General features: G+C 41.7%; 16 protein-coding genes. 13 read left to right on the top strand and 3 right to left on the bottom strand.

Annotation, left to right across the window (positions count from 1 at the left end; genetic code table 11):
• The first annotated feature begins 137 nt into the window (after positions 1-137).
• The 3 genes from pfkA (at position 138) to BFP75_RS03475 (ending at position 3086) form a co-directional block, all read left to right on the top strand.
• Positions 138-1124, top strand: coding sequence for a 6-phosphofructokinase (gene pfkA / locus BFP75_RS03485; RefSeq protein WP_099543276.1), 987 nt, complete (start codon positions 138-140; stop codon positions 1122-1124).
• Positions 1125-1150: 26 nt separating this feature from the next.
• Positions 1151-2152: a type I glyceraldehyde-3-phosphate dehydrogenase gene (gene gap / locus BFP75_RS03480; protein ID WP_099543275.1), complete on the top strand. Its 1002-nt coding sequence runs from the start codon at positions 1151-1153 to the stop codon at positions 2150-2152.
• Positions 2153-2234: 82 nt separating this feature from the next.
• Entirely contained in the window at positions 2235-3086 is an 852-nt protein-coding gene (locus BFP75_RS03475; RefSeq protein WP_099543274.1) for an N-acetylglucosamine kinase, read from the top strand.
• 3 nt (positions 3087-3089) lie between these two features.
• On the opposite strand, the gene BFP75_RS03470 is transcribed toward BFP75_RS03475, so the two are convergent.
• Together BFP75_RS03470 and BFP75_RS03465 are read right to left on the bottom strand one after the other, a co-directional pair.
• Positions 3090-3473, bottom strand: a complete 384-nt coding sequence (locus BFP75_RS03470; protein ID WP_099543273.1) for a RidA family protein — start codon at positions 3471-3473, stop codon at positions 3090-3092.
• A 13-nt stretch (positions 3474-3486) separates the two neighbouring features.
• A complete protein-coding gene (locus BFP75_RS03465) occupies positions 3487-6216 on the bottom strand; it encodes a putative LPS assembly protein LptD (protein WP_099543272.1) in 2730 nt (909 codons plus the stop codon).
• Between the two features lie 144 nt (positions 6217-6360).
• Between BFP75_RS03465 and BFP75_RS03460 the strand changes: the two genes are divergently transcribed.
• From BFP75_RS03460 to BFP75_RS03420, 9 genes are all read left to right on the top strand, one after another.
• A complete protein-coding gene (locus BFP75_RS03460) occupies positions 6361-7611 on the top strand; it encodes an N-acetylmuramoyl-L-alanine amidase (RefSeq protein ID WP_099543271.1) in 1251 nt (416 codons plus the stop codon).
• Positions 7612-7666: 55 nt separating this feature from the next.
• Positions 7667-8629: an MlaD family protein gene (locus BFP75_RS03455; protein WP_099543270.1), complete on the top strand. Its 963-nt coding sequence runs from the start codon at positions 7667-7669 to the stop codon at positions 8627-8629.
• A gap of 5 nt (positions 8630-8634) precedes the next feature.
• Complete coding sequence (locus tag BFP75_RS03450; RefSeq protein ID WP_099543269.1) at positions 8635-9960, top strand: (Fe-S)-binding protein; 1326 nt, start codon at positions 8635-8637, stop codon at positions 9958-9960.
• A gap of 10 nt (positions 9961-9970) precedes the next feature.
• Positions 9971-10762, top strand: a complete 792-nt coding sequence (locus BFP75_RS03445) for a (Fe-S)-binding protein (RefSeq protein ID WP_099543268.1) — start codon at positions 9971-9973, stop codon at positions 10760-10762.
• Between the two features lie 33 nt (positions 10763-10795).
• Entirely contained in the window at positions 10796-11278 is a 483-nt protein-coding gene (locus tag BFP75_RS03440) for an ABC transporter ATPase (RefSeq protein WP_099543267.1), read from the top strand.
• A gap of 96 nt (positions 11279-11374) precedes the next feature.
• Entirely contained in the window at positions 11375-14284 is a 2910-nt protein-coding gene (locus tag BFP75_RS03435) for a glycoside hydrolase family 3 N-terminal domain-containing protein (RefSeq protein WP_099543266.1), read from the top strand.
• A 105-nt stretch (positions 14285-14389) separates the two neighbouring features.
• Entirely contained in the window at positions 14390-15529 is a 1140-nt protein-coding gene (gene bshA, locus BFP75_RS03430) for an N-acetyl-alpha-D-glucosaminyl L-malate synthase BshA (protein ID WP_099543265.1), read from the top strand.
• Positions 15530-15596: 67 nt separating this feature from the next.
• Positions 15597-15962, top strand: coding sequence for a hypothetical protein (locus BFP75_RS03425; RefSeq protein WP_123803316.1), 366 nt, complete (start codon positions 15597-15599; stop codon positions 15960-15962).
• A 122-nt stretch (positions 15963-16084) separates the two neighbouring features.
• Positions 16085-17269 (top strand): OmpA family protein, encoded by a 1185-nt coding sequence (locus tag BFP75_RS03420; RefSeq protein WP_099543488.1) that lies wholly within the window; start codon positions 16085-16087, stop codon positions 17267-17269.
• Positions 17270-17638: 369 nt separating this feature from the next.
• Here the strand turns inward: BFP75_RS03420 and BFP75_RS03415 are convergent, their stop codons facing one another.
• Entirely contained in the window at positions 17639-18325 is a 687-nt protein-coding gene (locus BFP75_RS03415) for a hypothetical protein (protein ID WP_123803314.1), read from the bottom strand.
• Positions 18326-18796: 471 nt separating this feature from the next.
• Here BFP75_RS03415 and BFP75_RS03410 point away from each other — a divergent pair.
• The coding region (locus BFP75_RS03410; protein WP_133118648.1) for a hypothetical protein at positions 18797-19040 on the top strand (244 nt) is incomplete at its 3' end.

Below are 19040 nucleotides of genomic sequence, written 5' to 3'. Positions count from 1 at the left end.
TTAAATACAGGTTTAGGTCATTTTTTGGTTAAAATGTGACATACTTATATTATTTGAGGCTTTTATGCCCAAAGTCATTGGTCACACATTTCATAATTGAAAGAAGTTTTACTAATTTCGTTGGCTTAATTTTTCGGATGTCTTCAAACATAAAAAAAATAGCAGTGCTAACTTCTGGGGGTGATTCTCCCGGAATGAATGCGGCCATACGTTCCGTAGTTAGAACATGTGCGTATATGAAGGTTGATTGTGTTGGGATCTACAGGGGGTATCAAGGTATGATAGAAGGGGATTTTAAGCCTATGGATGCCAGAAGCGTCAACAATATCATCAACAAGGGAGGTACTATATTAAAATCTGCCAGATGTATGGAGTTTAGAACTCCTGAAGGAAGGAAAAGGGCCCATGATCAATTGGTCGCCGCAGGTATTGATGCTTTCGTTGTCATTGGTGGTGATGGTAGTTTTACGGGCGCAATGATTTTCAATAAGGAATTCGACTTCCCTATTATGGGAATCCCGGGAACCATTGACAACGATATTTTTGGGACAAGTTTTACACTTGGTTTCGATACGGCATTGAATACAGTGGTCGATTGCATTGATAAGATAAGGGATACGGCCAGTTCCCACAACCGTTTGTTCTTCGTGGAAGTTATGGGCAGGGATGTTGGACATATCGCCTTAAATGCGGGTGTTGGCGCAGGTGCCGAGGAGATTTTGATTCCAGAGGAAAACCTAGGTTTAGACCGGTTGTTGGAATCTTTAAAGAGAAGTAAGGAGTCGGGGAAATCTTCAAGTATCGTTATTGTGGCCGAAGGTGACAAAACGGGTAAAAATGTATTTGAGCTCAAAGAGTATGTGGAAAAACATCTTCCGATATACGATGTGAGGGTATCCGTTTTGGGGCATATGCAACGTGGAGGCGCACCCTCTTGTTACGACCGTGTATTGGCCAGTAGAATGGGTGTAAAGGCCGTGGAATCACTACTGGAGGGAAAAACCAGTCTCATGGTTGGCGTTCAGGATAATAAAATAACCCTTACTCCCATTAATAAAGCGATCAAAGGGCATACTAAAATAGACAAGGAACTTATCCGTGTCTCAGAAATAATGACAACTTAAAATATAATCGATAAAAACAATAGAAAATGTCAAATTTGAAAATAGGAATTAACGGTTTTGGTAGAATAGGTAGATTGGTGTTTAGAACTACCGTAAAAAGAGGCGATGTAGATGTAGTCGCGATAAACGATTTATTGGATGTGGAGCACTTGGCCTACCTATTAAAATATGATTCCGTACATGGAAGGTTTGATGGAACCGTTGATATTAAGGACGGGAACTTGATCGTGAATGGTAAGACGGTCAGGATTACCGCGGAAAGAGATCCTAAAAACTGCAAATGGGATGAAGTGGGGGCCACAATCGTAGCGGAGTGTACCGGTATTTTTACAACGTTGGAAACGGCTCAATATCACATAGATGGTGGTGCCAAGAAAGTAGTTATTTCTGCTCCTTCCAAGGATGCCCCAATGTTTGTAATGGGTGTTAACCATAAAGAAGTAAAGGCATCGGATACCATAGTTTCAAATGCATCTTGTACTACGAACTGCCTTGCGCCTATGGCCAAAGTTTTGAACGATGCCTTTGGTATCGAGGAAGCTTTGATGACCACCGTTCATGCCACAACGGCTACACAAATGACCGTTGATGGTCCTTCCAGAAAGGATTGGAGAGGTGGTAGAAGTGCCATGTTGAATATTATTCCGGCCTCTACCGGGGCGGCAAAAGCCGTTACCAAGGTGATTCCCGCTCTTGAAGGTAAACTTACAGGTATGGCCTTTAGGGTTCCAACTGCCGATGTTTCCGTAGTGGATTTGACAGTACGATTGGAAAAGGAAACTTCGTATGAAGAAATCAAGAAAGCGTTCAAAGCGGCTTCTGAAGGTGAGTTGAACGGGGTTTTGGGCTACACGGAAGAGGCTGTGGTTTCCCAGGATTTTATTGGTGAAACGAACACCAGTGTATTTGATGCCGATGCTGGCATTGAATTGAATTCCAAATTCTTTAAGTTGGTTTCTTGGTACGATAACGAATCAGGCTTCTCCAACAAAATGGTAGATTTGATGCAACACGTTAACAGCCTGTAATAGGCATTTAGATTTATAATGATAATCCTGTGAATGAGGTATTTTTTCCTTATTTTCAGGATTATTTTTTAAATAGCAAGGCATGATTTTAATAGTGGATAGTGGAGCGACCAAATCTGATTGGATCGCATTGGATGAAAATGGTGATCAGCTCTTTTTGACCCAGACCCTAGGGTTGAGTCCGGAAGTTTTGACCAAGGATGTCATCGAGGATAGGTTGGCGAATAACTTTGAACTTTCCAAGAATAGGGAAAAGGTTAGCCAATTGTTTTTTTATGGTGCCGGTTGTGGTACGGACCGGATGAAAAATTTTCTTAAGGATATCTTTAAGGACTTTTTTCCAAATGCCGTAGCCGATGTCAAGGAAGATACCTATGCCGCCATATTTGCCACAACCAAGGTTGGGCAACAGGGTATTGTATGTATTTTGGGAACTGGCTCCAATTGTAGTTACTATGATGGGGAAAAGCTCCACCAAAAAGTTACTTCCTTGGGATATATTCCCATGGATGACGGAAGCGGGAATTTCTTTGGAAGAAAATTGATACGTGATTATTATTTCAATAAAATTCCCAAAGATCTTGCTGATAAATTTGCCAGCCAGTACAATTTGGATGCAGATGTGATCAAGGATAATCTATACAAACAACCTAATCCCAATACGTATTTGGCAACTTTTGCCAGGTTTTTGATAGAAAATAAGGATCATCCATATTCCAAGGGCGTTATTGATAAAGGCTTCCAGCAGTTCATCAACAATTACATCATGCAGTTCGATTTGGCCACCAAGGTTCCCATTAATTTTGTGGGCAGTATAGCCTATTTTCTTAGGGATGAACTTACAACCGTGCTACAGCGCAATGATTTGATAGTTGGGGTGATTCGCCAAAAGCCTATCGAAGGCCTGGTGGTATTTCACAGGGAGAATATGTAACTGTTAGAACTGTACGGCAATCATGGAGATTTCTACGTTCACAAATTTAGGCAGATTCGCCACCTCCACGGTTTCCCTTGCAGGCGCGGTATCTGGATTAAAATAAGAACCGTATACTTCGTTAACGTGTGCGAATTGATTCATATCGCTCAAGAAAATAACCGATTTTACAACATTTTCAAAGGTCATTCCAGCTTCTTGCAGAATGGCCTTTAGATTTTCCATGGATTGTTCGGTCTCTTTTTTGATATCCCCCTTAACCAATTCACCTGTTTCTGGATTTAAGGGTATTTGACCGGAAATATACAGGGTGCCCCCAGTAAATACGGCTTGGTTATAAGGTCCTATGGGTGCCGGAGCCTTTGTGGTATTTATTATTTTTTTCATAAAGTATGGTTTTTTAATTTCTAAATGGCTGACTTCTGTTTTCCCATTTGAGATCACTCAGAATGGAGGCATCGATACCTATAAAAAAGTACCATCTCCTATATTCTCCAAAAGGAGTCCAATTGAATCGCATAGAAAAGCTTTTTAAGTCCCTCTGAAATCGTAATTGGGTCAGGGTAAAACCTTTGTTCTTAAAATCATAACCAGAAGATCCGCCCACTTTCCAGCGCGGCGATAGTTCTATGTCTCCAGAAAACATTAAAGAATGCGCGCTAAACTCGTTTTGCCTTGCACTGTTTAGATAGGTGGCAGAATAGGCCAACCTAAAGTTCCAGGGTATTTTGGTCCCATAAACAGGATTTTCTACATCCCCTTTTTCCCTGTCTTCCCTAGGATTGTCCCTAAAGCTATCGGCCCGGCCAAAAAGATCGTCCGTTCTACCCCCACTTTGGGCAACATAATCAAAAGGATCCTCTCCCTCTTCCTCTTCTTCTTCTTTCTTCTTTTGAAACATCTTGCTGTCTATGGAATAGGAAACGTTCATATTGGCACGTGTCAATCGAAATAGACTTCCTCCATTATCGATGTTCCATGTATCGATGCGCCTTCCATTATTGTCAATGGCATAGGGATCTAGCCCGGCAGCGAAGTTGATGGACATTTTGTTGTTCAGGATATTGGTTCCCCCATTTATGTTCAAGGGGCTTAGGCGCAGGGAATCGGCCTCTAAATTATAGGCCGTTGATATATTAAAGTTGCTCAATAGGGGTATTTTCTTTGGTTCCGTTTTTGTAGAATCCTTATCCCTGACCTTGGCCTCTAAAACATTGTTCAAAGCAAGACTAAGGCTGTTGGAACGCCCTAACCTTGGCGCGCCGTTTAGGGTTCCGTCAAACCGACTATATTGCACCACGCGGCCTTCACCGTTGATGCCTTCCTCATATTCATCATAGAATTGTTCAAAGGAAGGGGCATAACCATAACTTATAGTTGGCCTAAGCACGTGTCTAATGGCCTGTATCTTTTTGTCCTCGCCAAAATTGAACGTACCGTACAGCGTAGTTCCTATACTTGCATTTAAGTTATATTGATTGTAACGGTCAAACCCGGCTACGCTATCCACAACCACGCGTTCCGTTTCCGGATCAAAGCTTCTTTCATATGTTTCCATCGTCCAAACATCCTCATAATTCCCTCCCATGGTAACGCTAAAGTATTTGGCAATTTTAAAATTGGTACTGATGGGAATGCGGTGCCTTGCCCCAATTCTGGCGTTTTCAAACATGCGGCCAGAAAAGAAATCCTCATCGTTGGTGGTGAGTCGGTTTTGGGCATTGACATCATACTGAAAGTTAATGTTCTGGATGGCACCCTTTTTTATTCCGTCCCTTTTTGCAAATGGAAAAATACGCTCCATGCTCGCCTGGAACGTTGGAAGGGTCATGTTGATATTGTCCGGATTGGTTGCCGTGGCAGTTGGCGAGGTCAATTGGGAATGGGTGGCCGTAACGCTTAGGTTTACAGAGGGATATGCGGGAAACGTTTTGGAATAGGATATGGAAGAGGAAAGGGTATTGTTCTGTGTGTTGGGCAAATTGCGTTGCTGCAATGAATTTCTATAATACTCGCTACTCCCCAAATTCACCGATGCCGAAAATCTGGAATTGGGGCTCGCCTTTTGGTCCTGTGAATGGGAAAATTGTAAATTCCAGTTTTTTGATAAACTATAATCACTAAAGCCTTTTTGACTTGACACTAGGTTTTCGTACCTAAAATTGACGTTTCCCCTGTATTTATATCTTTTAGTGTAAATGGACGCCGTTCTAAATCCCCAGCTCCCGTTGGTATAGAAATCACCTGATAATTCTACATTGGCATAGTCCCCTAAAGGCGCGTAATACCCAAAGTCCTGTAAAAAATAACCCCTGTCCGGATCGTTTCCAAAAGTGGGCATCAGGACGCCCGGGGCACTGCCCACTGATAATGGAAAATAGGCAAAGGGCATCGCTATGGGTGTGGGAACATCGGCTATGTAAAGGTTGCTAAACCCTGCAATCACCTTTTTTTTTGGTACGAACTTTGCTTTTCGCACCCTAATGTAATAATCTGGGTTAATGGTATCTTCGGCAGTGGTTATTTTCGCTTCGCTGAGAAAATAAACGGAGTCGTTCTCCTTTTTGGTAATTTCTGCATAGACCTTCATGGCGTCACTCCCCAGTTGGCCAGCTGCTGCCTGTTGTTCGGTCCTGGAATTCCAAATTATTGCTTTTTGCGTATCGAAATTAAAACGGATGGAATCCGGTATCACCACGTTGGAACCCTGTTTAAAATAGGGAAGTTGGGTGTAATTGCCCACGGAATCCTTTATCCTGCCCGCATATACTTCGTTTTTGATGTAATCCATAATGATGATACCTGCCTTCAATTCGGTATCTTGATAATAGATTTCAGCCTCATTGTACAAGTAGATTTTGTTCTCCCGCTGACTTAATTTAACATAGTCCTTGGCCTTGTAGGTTATGTTGTCCAATAAAACAGGAGGTTTTTTATTCAGGGAATCTTGTTGCAAGGAATCCCTCAAAATGGTATCGTTTACCATTGGTTTGGGGAGAAGGGGCGCTACAATGGAATCTCTTTCTGCCTTAATCTCTAAGGGGACTACCTTGCCCTCTTGTGCTGTTACTAAAAATACACCAACAAAAAGTAGGAATAGGAAAAGTACGTTCTGTTTATTTGATTGCAAGGCTATATATCCTATTTTTGTAAAGGTTTGTCAATCTAGAAGCCATGAGATTCAGATGCCAAACTTACATATATTTTTTATTCTCTATATAGGGTGTTACCATAAATTTAACCATATAGACAGCTAGAGTAACCCAATAACAATATGAAAATTAACTCACTGATCGCCTTCTTTTTTTCATTGTTTTTTCTGCCTTTGCAGGCAGTTCCCCCAGAAGATGGGAAGAAGTCTACCGTTGATCCATTTGTAGTAGTGTTGGATGCCGGTCATGGGGGGCATGATCCGGGGAATTTGGGCAATGGATATCTAGAAAAGAACATCGCCCTTAATATTGTGCTTAAAGTGGGTGAACTTCTTTCCGCGAACAAGGACATTAAAATCATTTATACCAGAAAGGACGATACGTTCGTGGATCTATTTGTAAGAGGGGAAATTGCCAACAAGGCCAATGCCGATCTTTTTGTATCGGTGCATTGTGATTCGCATTCCTCCGATGCCCATGGAGCCGGAACATTCGTTTTGGGGCTACATGCGAACAAACAGAATTTTGAAATTGCAAAAAAGGAAAACTCCGTAATTTACTTGGAGGACAACTATGAAATCCGTTATGCGGATTATGATATCAATTCTCCTGAATCGGTTATTGGGCTTACCATTATGCAGGAAGAATTTTTGGACCAAAGTATCGCCTTGGCCAAAAATATTCAGGATAACATGTCGGGGAGGTTAAAAAGGGTCGATAGAAAGGTAAAACAAGCCGGTTTTATTGTGCTCCACCAAACCTTTATGCCAAGTGTGTTAGTGGAAACAGGTTTTCTCACCAACAAGGAAGAGGGCGCCTATTTGAATTCCAAAAAAGGACAATCCGAAATGGGAACGGCCATCGCGGACGCTATTCTAAAATACAAGGCCGATGTGCAGGGAGGGTCCCAAACTACCCAAGTAACGAGCAGTGAAGCACCTGAGATACAAATAAAGGACGAAGGTGCTGCGGTCGCTGCGGTGATAGTTCCTAAAGAGAAAACATCGGAAATTAAAGAAGCTAAAAAACCGGAACCGGTTGAAAGTAAAAAGGAGGAATTGGCCGTATCCGAACCAGAAAATAAGGTTGGGGAAACGATGGATGAAAATGCCATTATCTATAAAGTCCAGTTAATGGCCAGTAGCAAGGATTTGGCTTTGTCACCAGAAAACTTCAAAGGGTTGCCCCAAATAACCAAGGAGCCTTACAACAGTCTATACCGATATATGTATGGGGCTACGCATTCCTACAGGGAGGCAAAAATGCTTCAGTCAAAGGCTACCAGGACCGGTTATTCCTCAGCGTACATAGTAGCGTATAGAAATGGGGAAAGAATTTCGATACCCAAGGAGGTAGAAGAGGAATCCCAATAAACTCCTTTGGTATGCTAATTATTCCTAATTTTGTTAGAAACATAAAATTGATTGTTTGAAACTATCCAGGGAAATTAAGACGGGAATTATTGTAATTGGAGGAATACTCCTATTCATATTGGGGTTTAGCTATTTAAAATCGACACCTCTTTTTGATAACAGTAAAACCTTGTATGCCGTTTATCCAGACGTTGGGGGCCTTCAAGCAGGTACCGCCGTATCCATCAACGGATTTGGTGTAGGAAAGGTAAACGACATAAAATTTAAGGACGCCCAAGGCAATTTGGTCGTCACCTTTACGGTAAGCAGTGATTTTAAATTCTCCAAAAACAGTACCGTAGAATTATATGATACGGGAATAATAGGAGGAAAGGGTCTACAGATTACCCCGGTTTTCGATGGAGCGGAAACCGTAAAATCCGGCGATACCCTTGCTACGGAAACAAGACCGGGCCTAACGGAGCTCGCCCAAGAAAAACTTACACCCTTGTTCAGGAAATTTGAATCGGCAGTTTCGGATGCGGATTCTGTTCTGATTAGCGTGAACGAGGTCCTGGACTCCAAGACCAAAAAGGATTTGCAGACCGCTATCAATGGGCTCAGCAATCTTATGGCAAGCCTCAATGGCAGTGCCAAGGTATTGAACGATATTTTGGCCAACAACGAAAAGAAACTGGACAGTTCCCTTACCAATTTTGAAACCCTAACCTATAATTTTGCAAAACTTTCGGATACCCTGAACAACGCAGGTTTGGGTAGGACATTTGCAAACTTGGAAACCACTATGTCCAATTTGGATAAGGTGATTTCAAAAATCGAGCGGGGCGATGGCACCTTGGGCAAGTTGATGAACGACAAGGAGTTGTATTCCAATTTAACCGATGCCTCCAAGGAGTTGGATTTGTTGTTACAGGACTTTAGGCTAAATCCCAAACGCTACGTGAACGTCTCGGTATTCGGTAAAAAACAAAAGGAATATGAGGTTCCGGAAGATGATCCGGCCGCTAAAATAGAATAGATCGAATGCAGTATATACCCAATATCCTTTTTGTAGCGGTCCTTCTTATAGGAATCGGTTATTTCGCCAAAAACGTTGGAAAACTTAGGCGGAACATATTATTGGGAAAGGATACGGACGTCTCGGATGATGCACCTACACGATGGCGCAATATGTTGCGAATCGCTTTTGGTCAATCCAAAATGGTGGTGCGTCCTGTGGCGGGAATCCTTCATGTGATTGTCTATGTTGGTTTTATCATCATCAATATCGAAGTATTGGAAATTGTAATTGACGGAATTTTTGGCACACATAGAATTTTTGCGGGTTTAGGCCCCGTGTATGATTTTCTTATAGCTTCGTTTGAAATTTTGGCGTTTTTGGTGATTGTTTCTGTGGTGGCTTTTTGGGTGAGAAGGAATATTATCAAGCTTCAACGCTTTTTAAAGCCTGAAATGAAAGGCTGGCCAAAGAAAGATGGGAACCTTATTCTTTATATAGAGCTGGTCCTCATGTTTCTGTTCCTTACCATGAATGCTGCCGATTTCCGTTTGCAGCAGTTGGGGGCGGACCATTATGTTCAGGCAGGTAGTTTTCCAGTGAGCCAGTATATTGCAAATTGGTTCAGTGGAATGGACATCTCCAGTCTAATCTTGTTGGAACGAACGGCTTGGTGGTTGCATATCGTTGGCATTCTTTTTTTCTTGAACTATCTCTATTTTTCAAAGCATTTGCACATTTTGTTGGCATTTCCAAATACCTATTATGGGAAACTGGGACCAAAGGGGAAGTTCAAAAACTTGGATGCCGTAACCAAGGAGGTCAAATTGATGATGGATCCGGAGGCGGATCCTTTTGCAGCACCTGCGGAGGGAACAGAAGAGCCATCAAAATTTGGTGCATCCGATGTCATGGATTTAAGTTGGGTGCAGTTGCTGAATGCTTACACCTGCACTGAATGTGGACGATGCACCAGTGAATGCCCTGCCAATCAGACCGGAAAAAAATTATCACCTAGGAAAATCATGATGGACACCCGTGACCGATTGGAGGAAGTAGGGAAAATTCTGGATGCCAATTGTGGGGAATTCAAAGAGGACGGTAAACAATTGTTGGACGATTATATTACCCGCGAAGAGTTGTGGGCCTGTACATCCTGCAACGCCTGCGTTGAGGCTTGTCCGGTAAGTATTGACCCTTTGTCCATTATCATGGATATGAGGCAGTATTTGGTGATGGAGCAATCCGCTGCGCCCTCAGATCTAAACAACATGATGGGCAATATCGAGAACAATGGGGCTCCTTGGCCATTCAATCAAATGGACAGGTTAAATTGGAGCAAGGAATCATAAAGAACTAAAAATGGCTGACACAATTAAAGTTCCTACAATGGCAGAAATGTTTGCTGCCGGTGAAAGACCCGAAGTACTTTTTTGGGTGGGCTGTGCAGGTAGTTTTGACGATAGGGCCAAAAAGATTACCAAGGCCTTCGTAAAGATTTTGAACAAGGCGAATATATCCTTTGCCGTTTTGGGAACAGAAGAAAGTTGTACTGGCGACCCTGCTAAAAGGGCCGGAAACGAATTTTTGTTCCAGATGCAGGCGGTTACCAACATCGAAGTGCTCAACGCCTATGAAATACAAAAAATCGTAACCACGTGTCCGCATTGCTTCAATACCCTTAAGAACGAATATCCTGGTCTTGGCGGTAGTTATGAAGTGGTACACCATACACAGTTTTTAAAGGAATTATTGAAGGAGGGACGCATTACCATGGAAGGAGGAACCTTTAAAGGCAAGCGAATCACCTTTCACGACCCATGTTATCTAGGCAGGGCCAATGGCATTTACGAGGCGCCCAGGGAGTTGATCAGGAAACTGGATGCAGAGTTGGTAGAAATGAAAAGCTGTAAGCAAAGAGGGTTGTGCTGTGGTGCAGGTGGTGCCCAAATGTTCAAGGAGCCTGAAAAGGGAAATAAAGATGTAAACATAGAGCGTACGGAACAAGCTCTGGAGACTACCCCGGATATCATTGCAGCCGGATGTCCTTTTTGTAATACCATGATGACAGACGGTGTAAAACATAAGGAAAGGGAAGCGGACATCAAGGTGATGGACATTGCAGAACTTATTGCCGCAGCTGAGGATTTATAAAGAAGATATTTTAACGGTACAAAAGCAACATGCATGTTAGCGGATTTTAATATACTGCCCGATGATTCCAGAGTTTGGATTTATCAGGCGAACAGAAGTTTTTCAGAACAGGAGTTGCTTGAAATACAAAACGACCTCAACGCATTTCTAGAAAACTGGACCGCTCATGGAAAGGACTTGAAGGCGGGCTTTGAAATTAAGTATAACAGATTTTTGGTAATTGCCCTGGACCAAAGCGGTCAGTCGGCCACGGGCTGTTCCATTGATGCTTCGGTTCATTTCATACAGCAATTGGAAAAAAAATACAATGTTGAACTGTTGGATAAGATGAACGTTTCGTTCAAGCAAGGCGAATTTATAGCCTATAAGACCTTGTTGGACTTTAAAGCAATGGCCAAGCAAAAATCTATTTCCAAGAATACCATTGTTTTCAACAACCTTGTTGCAACCAAGGGCGAATATCTGGAACACTGGGAAGTGCCTGCCTCAGAAAGTTGGCATGCGCGTTTTGTTTGAGGCTCCATGGCGTGTTAACATCTAATTTTATTAGGTTTTATCGATGAAATGCAATAAATTTCATGGTTTTATGTTATCTCCATACAGCAAAAACACATGAAGCTTTTTTTTAGACTTTTCTTTTTTCTTTTTGGTTCTTTTACCTTTTTTGGACAAAACCCATTGGTTAGTTCAGATAGTCTGGCTCAGTCAGGCTGGGTGGAGCAGCAATACCAAAATATGACCTTGGAAGAAAGGATAGGTCAATTGTTCATGGTAATGGTTACCTCCAATCCAACCAATGGGGAAACGGAGCGGATCAAGCAGCTTATAAAAGATCAAAAAATAGGTGGTATCATATTTTCTAAAGGGGGGCCTGTGCGGCAGGCCAATCTTTGTAATGAATACCAGTCAATTTCAAAAGTCCCATTGTTGGTAGGAATGGATTCCGAATGGGGCCTGGCCATGCGATTGGACTCAACCTATGCGTTTCCATGGAACATGACCTTAGGAGCTATTCAGGATGATAAAATTATCGAAAAGGTAGGCTATAGGGTAGGGGAGCATGCAAAACGTCTAGGGGTGCATATTAACTTTGCGCCAGATATCGATATCAATACCAATCCCAAAAACCCTATAATTGGGAACCGATCCTTTGGAGAGACCCGGGAACTGGTGGCCAATAAGGGAATTGCCTTTATGAAAGGAATGGAAAGTGCCGGTGTACTCTCGAGCGGCAAGCATTTCCCAGGTCATGGGGACACCGAGGTGGATTCACACCACGATTTGCCCGTTATTCCCTTTTCCAGGGAACGCTTGGACAGCCTGGAACTATATCCCTTTAAAAAATTGATTAACGAGGGTTTGAGCAGTGTGATGGTGGCACACCTGGAAGTGCCTTCCATGGAGATAAGGGAAGGATTACCGTCATCTTTATCGGAACAGATCATTTCGGGCATACTTAAGGAGGAGCTGGGATTTCAAGGACTTGTTTTTACGGATGCCCTGAACATGAAGGGGGCAACAAAATTCGGTACCGAAGGAGCGGTCGAATTAGCTGCTTTCAATGCGGGTAATGACATACTTTTAATGCCTCAAGATGTCGAGGCTGCCAAGAACCTACTGATCAAAAGTTACAATCGGGGCAGGATCAGTGAAGCGAGGCTAGGGCAATCCGTGAAGAAGATTTTAATGGCGAAATATAAGGTAGGCCTCAACGATTATAGGCCTATAGTCTTGGAAAATCTCTATGAAGATTTAAATACCGTAGCAGATGATATCCTCTATGAGGAAGCTATTGAGAACGCCCTTACGATAGTGAAAAATCGGTTTGATTTGATTGGTATCAAAAATCTGGAGAACAAGAAGATTGCCTATGTGAAATTTGGGGATGCACCAAGCGATCCCTTTATTGAGGAATTGAATAAATATACCAAGGTCACCCAAGTGAACGATGACAACATAGAATCGCTAAAAAAGCAATTGGAAGATTATAATTTGGTCATCATTGGCCATCATAAAAGTAATGAGAGCCCTTGGAAAGCTTATAAGTTTACGGATAAGGAATTGGCTTGGCTTCAAGAAATATCGAATTTAAGGTCATCAAACCTGATTTTGTCCGTATTTGCCAAACCCTATGCACTCTCGGATATTTCTACATTTCAGAATATAGATGCAGTCGTGGTCTCATACCAAAACAGTGAGATTGCCCAAAGGAAAACGGCAGAGCTACTCTTTGGGGCGATACCTGCTACTGGAAAACTTCCCGTGAGCGGCAGTTTTGAATTCAGGGCAGGGACTGGAATCAAACTGTCATCATTAAATCGTTTGGGGTATAGTCTGCCGGAGCGAGTAGGTCTAAGTTCCCAAGGTCTTGCCATTTTGGATAAATTGGTGCATGACGGTTTGGATAGTCTCATGTTTCCTGGTGCCCAAGTTTTGGTGGCAAGGCATGGGAAAGTGGTCTATAACAAGAGTTTTGGAAAACCCACGTACGATTCCCAGGTTGCCGTGTCCGGTGACGACATTTACGACTTGGCTTCCCTGACCAAAATTTTGGCTACTTTGCCCATGGTCATGAAAATGGAGGAAGAAGGTAAAATAGCGTTGAACGATACCTTTGAGGAACTTGTTCCAGAGTATTCCAATACCGAAATAAAGAATGTAACGGTATTAAAGGCCTTGTCTCACTATGGAAGGTTGCCTGCTTGGATTCCTTTTTATGTCCGTACTTTGGATGAAAACAGAAAACCTTCCAATGAATTTTACAGGACCCAACCAACTTCAGGTTTCTCTGTAAAGGTGGCGGAAAATTTATACCTGACCGATGCCTATAAGGATTCTATCTACAATAGGATTGGAAGACAGGATTTAAAATCCAATAGATATCGCTACAGCGATGTACCCTACTATGTTATGAAAAAATATGTAGAGGACACCTATGGAAAAAGGTTGGATATTTTAGCAAACGATTTTCTTTATAGTAGATTAGGGGCCAACCGTACAACCTATAATCCTTTGGAAAAGTTTCCAAAGAACAGCATTGTTCCATCGGAAGAGGATAATTATTACAGATATCAGACGGTACAGGGATATGTCCATGACATGGGTGCCGCCATGCAGGGTGGCGTAGGAGGCCATGCGGGACTCTTTAGCAATGCGAACGATGTGGCAAAGATCATGCAGATGTATTTACAGAACGGCTATTATGGAGGTACCAAGTTTTTTGATTCCAGGACCGTAAAAAAGTTCAATACCTGCTATTTCTGCGATAAAAATGTACGAAGGGGCGTTGGTTTTGATAAGCCCCAATTGGAACACAGTGGCCCTACATGTGGTTGTGTCTCCAGAAAAAGCTTTGGACATAGTGGTTTTACGGGTACCTTCACATGGGCAGACCCAGAAGAAGAAATTGTGTATGTATTCTTATCCAACAGGACCTACCCTTCTGCCTCAAACACGCTTTTAGTTAAATCTGGGTTAAGAACCCGTATTCAACAGGCCATTTACGATTCCATTATAAATTAAAGAGTAGTTTTGTACATGTAAAGTGAGCCGGGGCAATTCCTGATACCCTTCATGATTGCAATGGTTTATGAAATCTGACCAAATAAATACATAGATTTAGAACGAATGAAAATTGCAATTGTATGCTATCCAACTTTTGGCGGGAGTGGCGTAGTGGCCACGGAATTGGGAATCGCGCTCGCCAATAGGGGGCATGAGGTCCATTTCGTCACCTACAGACAACCGGTGCGACTGGAACTTTTGAACAACAATATTTACTTTCATGAAGTCCATGTACCGGAATATCCGCTATTTCATTATCAACCCTATGAATTGGCACTTTCAAGTAAATTGGTGGATACCATTAAACTGTACAATATAGACTTATTGCATGTGCATTATGCAATTCCCCATGCCTATGCCGGTTATATGGCCAAGAAGATGTTGGAAGAGGAAGGTATATATGTTCCGATGGTGACTACCCTTCATGGTACGGACATCACCCTAGTGGGCAAGCACCCATTTTATAAGCCAGCGGTGAATTTCAGTATCAATCAATCCGATGTTGTAACCTCCGTATCCGAAAGCCTGAAACAGGGAACTTTGGAAATATTCGATATCAAGAACGAAATTGAGGTCATTCCAAACTTTATAGACAAAAACAAATACAAGAACACGTTTACGGATTGCCAAAGGTCGGCCATGGCAAAGGATGACGAACGTATTATTACTCATATTAGCAATTTTAGGAAAGTAAAGCGCATACCTGATGTAATCAAGGTATTCAATAAAATTCAAGAAAGGATTCCTTCAAAATTAATCATGGTAGGCGAGGGTCCTGAAAAGGAGGGTGCCGAGCGCCTATGTGAGGATCTGGGTATTGGCAATAAGGTTATCTTTTTGGGCAATAGTAATGAAATTGACAAAATACTTTGCTTTTCCGATCTATTCCTTTTGCCGTCCCAAACGGAGAGCTTTGGCTTAGCGGCTTTGGAAGCGATGATAAATAAAGTTCCTGTAATCTCAAGCAATACCGGTGGAATTCCAGAGGTAAATGTTCATGGTGTGACCGGATTTCTAAGTGATATTGGTAATATTGGGGAAATGGCCGAGAATGCAATCTTTATTTTAAAAGATGATGAAACCTTGGAAAAATTTAAGATAAATGCTATTAAGGAAGCCGAAAAGTTTGACATTTTAAAGGTGCTGCCATTGTACGAGAAGGTCTACGAAAGCGCTTATAAAAGCCGATTAAAAAATGCTTAGGGCCAATTTTGTTGCGTTTTTCCTTGCAATTTGTTTAGGTTCATGTAAAAGCCAGGTCAAAGGGAATATGGGAAATAGTTATGACGGGGGAATGGAACTTGTCATGAGTGGAGATTACAGTGGCTTTGAAAAGGAGCAGTTGTTAAAATTCGATAGTAAGTCGGAATTTGAGGTTTTTTTTGGAAAGATTAATAGGACCAGAAAACCTGGGATACCCATTCCGGATATTGATTTTGAAAAAAAGTCGGTTCTCGTTCGGTTAAAAGGAACTTCTACCAATAATATATCCGATATAACTTTAGGAATGTCCTCCAATGAAACACTATTATTTAATAAGGTAAAGACAAATTCTAGAAATGAAACAACCGCTGTTTTGACACCTTTCTTTATCTATACCATTCCTAAAACCACGAGGAGCTTAAAAATCCAATAGATTACATCGGATATTTATAGGAATACATCTATCAAACGATAAAAAATACCTTACAAAGGAGTTTTTTGAAAACTAGCTTTTATTATACTAGTTTTACACATTAATACCCAAATATAATGGACATGAGAACCAAATTTCTAATTTTAGTAGTAACGATTTTTGCCACGATAAATGTATCATTCGCACAAGATGAAGAACTGCAAATAACCTCCAAGGATAGTATTGTAGCGAGTTCTTGGATAGTAGGCGTTGGATTCAATGCCGTAGATGATTCCGGAAACGTCTTTGACGGACTTTTCAATATTGGTGAAGAGTGGAATATACTTCCGTATCCTTCCAGGGTTAGTTTGGGCCGATATTTCAAAAGCGGACTAGGTGTGGAAGCCATAGGTACTATAAACAAATACAAAGAAGGAAATATTGTAGATGGAGTGGTAAATCCTGAAGATAAGGACTATTATGCCATTGATGCCCGGATTACGTATGATTTGAACAAAATCATTGGGGAAACTGGTTGGTTCGATCCCTATGTGGGTGTTGGAGCAGGGTATACGGAGGCGAATGATCTGGGTAGGGGAACCTACAACGCCATTGTCGGTTTTAGGACATGGTTTTCAGATAGATGGGGGTTGGATTTCAATTCGTCGGGTAAATGGGCCATGAGCCAATCAGAAGGCGCTACCAATCATATACAACATGCTGCGGGTGTTGTTTACCAGTTTGGTATTGAGAAGGGCCTTTCTAAGCGAGGTGAAGAAAAGAAAGAACTCTTGGCGGCTATAGAAAAAGAACGCCAACGTCAACAGGATTCCATTGCGGAAGTCAACAGGTTAAGAGAGGAAGCGTTGTTGGCAGAGCGACTTAAGAGAGAAAAAGAGGCCGCGGAATTGGCTGTCGCCGAAAAAGCAGAGAGGGATAAAAAGGAAGCGGCACAAAAGGCAATCCAAGATCAAATTGATGGGCTTGGGCGTGTTTATTTTAAATTTAACTCGTCATACCTGACTACAGAGGATAAGGAGCTATTGGATAAGCTAGCGGCCATACTTCAAGAGCATGAAACTGTTACCTTGGAAATTTCGGCCCATACGGATGCTAGGGGTCCTGAAGAATTTAATCTATGGTTATCGGAAAGACGTTTGGAAAGAACAGTTAATTATTTAAATGAAAAGGGAATTTCGTCAGACCGTTTGGTAGGCAAGGCCCAAGGTGAAACGGAACTTACCAACGAATGTGGTGATGGGGTAAAATGTCCCGAGGTTAAACATCAGGAGAACCGAAGATCACAGTTTACGATTTTACAGTTTTAGCCCTTATAATTACAATATTTAATGGAGAGCCGTGTCAGATAAAAGATGCGGCTCTTTTTTTGGCGGATATTTTCTTTGAGATTTATTCAATGTGTTTTCGGACATAAATAAGTTTATTGACTTTCGAATAGACGCCTTCTATCTTATGAATTACTTCTATGTCAGGTCTGGTATACAAGTCATCGAATTTTGAACAGGTAAGGCACAAAAACCTGTCGACTGGGTATGAGGATTACAGTTTGCTATCATTGATTATGGTCAATCAGAAAAGTTTCCTTGATTTTATAGTTAGGTACGTAGACCGTAAAGATCAATATACTGAACTATTCCTTCTCTGATAATTGTTTTGGGACCTAATACGAATTGGTATTATCCCACGGTAAAGGAAAAAACAGGGGAAATGGACTCATTTCCTTTACTGTCTTTGGTAACTATTTTCCAATAGTACGTTTTGCCAGCTGAGACAGGGATTCCCAAGTATTGGTCATTTTCCAAATCAGAATCAAACAACCCAGGATTGTTGTCCTCACCAAAGTATAGATCATACGCTATAATATCATTGTCCGGGTCCTCCGAGTTCCATCGTAGGTTTACAGTGGTACTCGTAGCTGAAATGGATGCTCCGGTAACAGGTGAAAGGGGCGTAGCTGGTGAAGGAGGGCTGTTGTCCAGTGCTGGTCCTTCATTAAAAAAGCTCCATGTAGCACTACGAATTTCATCCGGATTCGAAACTGAGGTTATCTTCCATGAATACGAGGTTTCCCTTTCTATCACAACGGATAATTGTGCTTCATTACTTTCCAGCTCTCTAACTTCGCGCGAGTTTAGATTTGTTAAGGTCATAAGGTAACCTTCCGCCAAGCTATTGTCTTCCCATAGGAACGTCAGTTCGGTTTGGGAGGCTGATAACGCTATGCCCTCTTTACACTCAGAATTATTTTCGGGAAAAATTAAGTTTATTGTAGTTTTAGAATTTAGGAATTGAGCCAAATCACTATCTGCCGTACAACCTAAGAGTATGGTGAAAAAAAGAAAAATGACTAGTTTTTTTCTCATGATAGTAGTGTAACTGTATTCTTCATTGTTCAAATGTTTCGGTACTTTGGGAAAGTACAACATCCACCGTCAAATTTAAAATTTACGTCAAAAATTTCTAATTTCCGTACTCGGTTCCTTTTAATTTTAAGTGGTATTTTATAATTCCATAGGGCAGTTGCTAGATTAACTCCTTGTTCGGATTATATATTTTGTGAGATTAATCCACATAAAGATAATTTTTGGTTTACATCTGGAAACCAAAGTTCCATGTACCAAATGTTCCCTTCTGTTTTGTTCTTTTTAATGTTAGTAACTTTAAAGTTTTGTCCCCAGATTAACGTAGTATTTGAGCATCGAAAAATTTAAATTTGCGGGCTCGAAATTAAACGTTTTTATCCGACGGTTAAACGATATTACATGGTATTTCACTCGTATTAGTTTTTTTTTGTGGATTAGTTTATAGAAGCACTAAATTTTAGCATTGCCCTGATGAAAAAAAATTACCTTCCCCTGTCAAAAAAAATTAAGAATTGGACCGCTACGATAATGGTTCTTTTTCTGGGCGTCCTCGTCCTTGCCTTTTCGCCCATGTTTTTGGGACCTGGCCTTACGGGCACGGAGCCGATCGGCGGTTTTCTGAACGGGAACTTCCCGGACGTGGACCTTAGCGACGAGCCCTACGAGGAGGCCTATGGGAGCGTACGGTTCGACTGGCCCCTTACCTTTACACCTG

It is taken from the genome of Maribacter sp. 4G9, from assembly GCF_002742265.1.
Taxonomy (GTDB): Bacteria; Bacteroidota; Bacteroidia; order Flavobacteriales; family Flavobacteriaceae; genus Maribacter.
This window is presented reverse-complemented; position numbering and strand designations above follow the sequence as displayed.

Excerpts from the sequence above, each read along its gene's own strand:
- pfkA (WP_099543276.1), top strand. The coding sequence starts at position 138 with ATGTCTTCAAACATAAAAAAAATAGCAGTGCTAACTTCTGGGGGTGAT.
- gap (WP_099543275.1), top strand. The coding sequence starts at position 1,151 with ATGTCAAATTTGAAAATAGGAATTAACGGTTTTGGTAGAATAGGTAGA.
- BFP75_RS03475 (WP_099543274.1), top strand. The coding sequence starts at position 2,235 with ATGATTTTAATAGTGGATAGTGGAGCGACCAAATCTGATTGGATCGCA.
- BFP75_RS03470 (WP_099543273.1), bottom strand. The coding sequence starts at position 3,473 with ATGAAAAAAATAATAAATACCACAAAGGCTCCGGCACCCATAGGACCT.
- BFP75_RS03460 (WP_099543271.1), top strand. The coding sequence starts at position 6,361 with ATGAAAATTAACTCACTGATCGCCTTCTTTTTTTCATTGTTTTTTCTG.
- BFP75_RS03450 (WP_099543269.1), top strand. The coding sequence starts at position 8,635 with ATGCAGTATATACCCAATATCCTTTTTGTAGCGGTCCTTCTTATAGGA.
- BFP75_RS03445 (WP_099543268.1), top strand. The coding sequence starts at position 9,971 with ATGGCTGACACAATTAAAGTTCCTACAATGGCAGAAATGTTTGCTGCC.
- BFP75_RS03440 (WP_099543267.1), top strand. The coding sequence starts at position 10,796 with ATGTTAGCGGATTTTAATATACTGCCCGATGATTCCAGAGTTTGGATT.
- BFP75_RS03435 (WP_099543266.1), top strand. The coding sequence starts at position 11,375 with ATGAAGCTTTTTTTTAGACTTTTCTTTTTTCTTTTTGGTTCTTTTACC.
- bshA (WP_099543265.1), top strand. The coding sequence starts at position 14,390 with ATGAAAATTGCAATTGTATGCTATCCAACTTTTGGCGGGAGTGGCGTA.
- BFP75_RS03425 (WP_123803316.1), top strand. The coding sequence starts at position 15,597 with ATGGGAAATAGTTATGACGGGGGAATGGAACTTGTCATGAGTGGAGAT.
- BFP75_RS03420 (WP_099543488.1), top strand. The coding sequence starts at position 16,085 with ATGAGAACCAAATTTCTAATTTTAGTAGTAACGATTTTTGCCACGATA.
- BFP75_RS03415 (WP_123803314.1), bottom strand. The coding sequence starts at position 18,325 with ATGAGAAAAAAACTAGTCATTTTTCTTTTTTTCACCATACTCTTAGGT.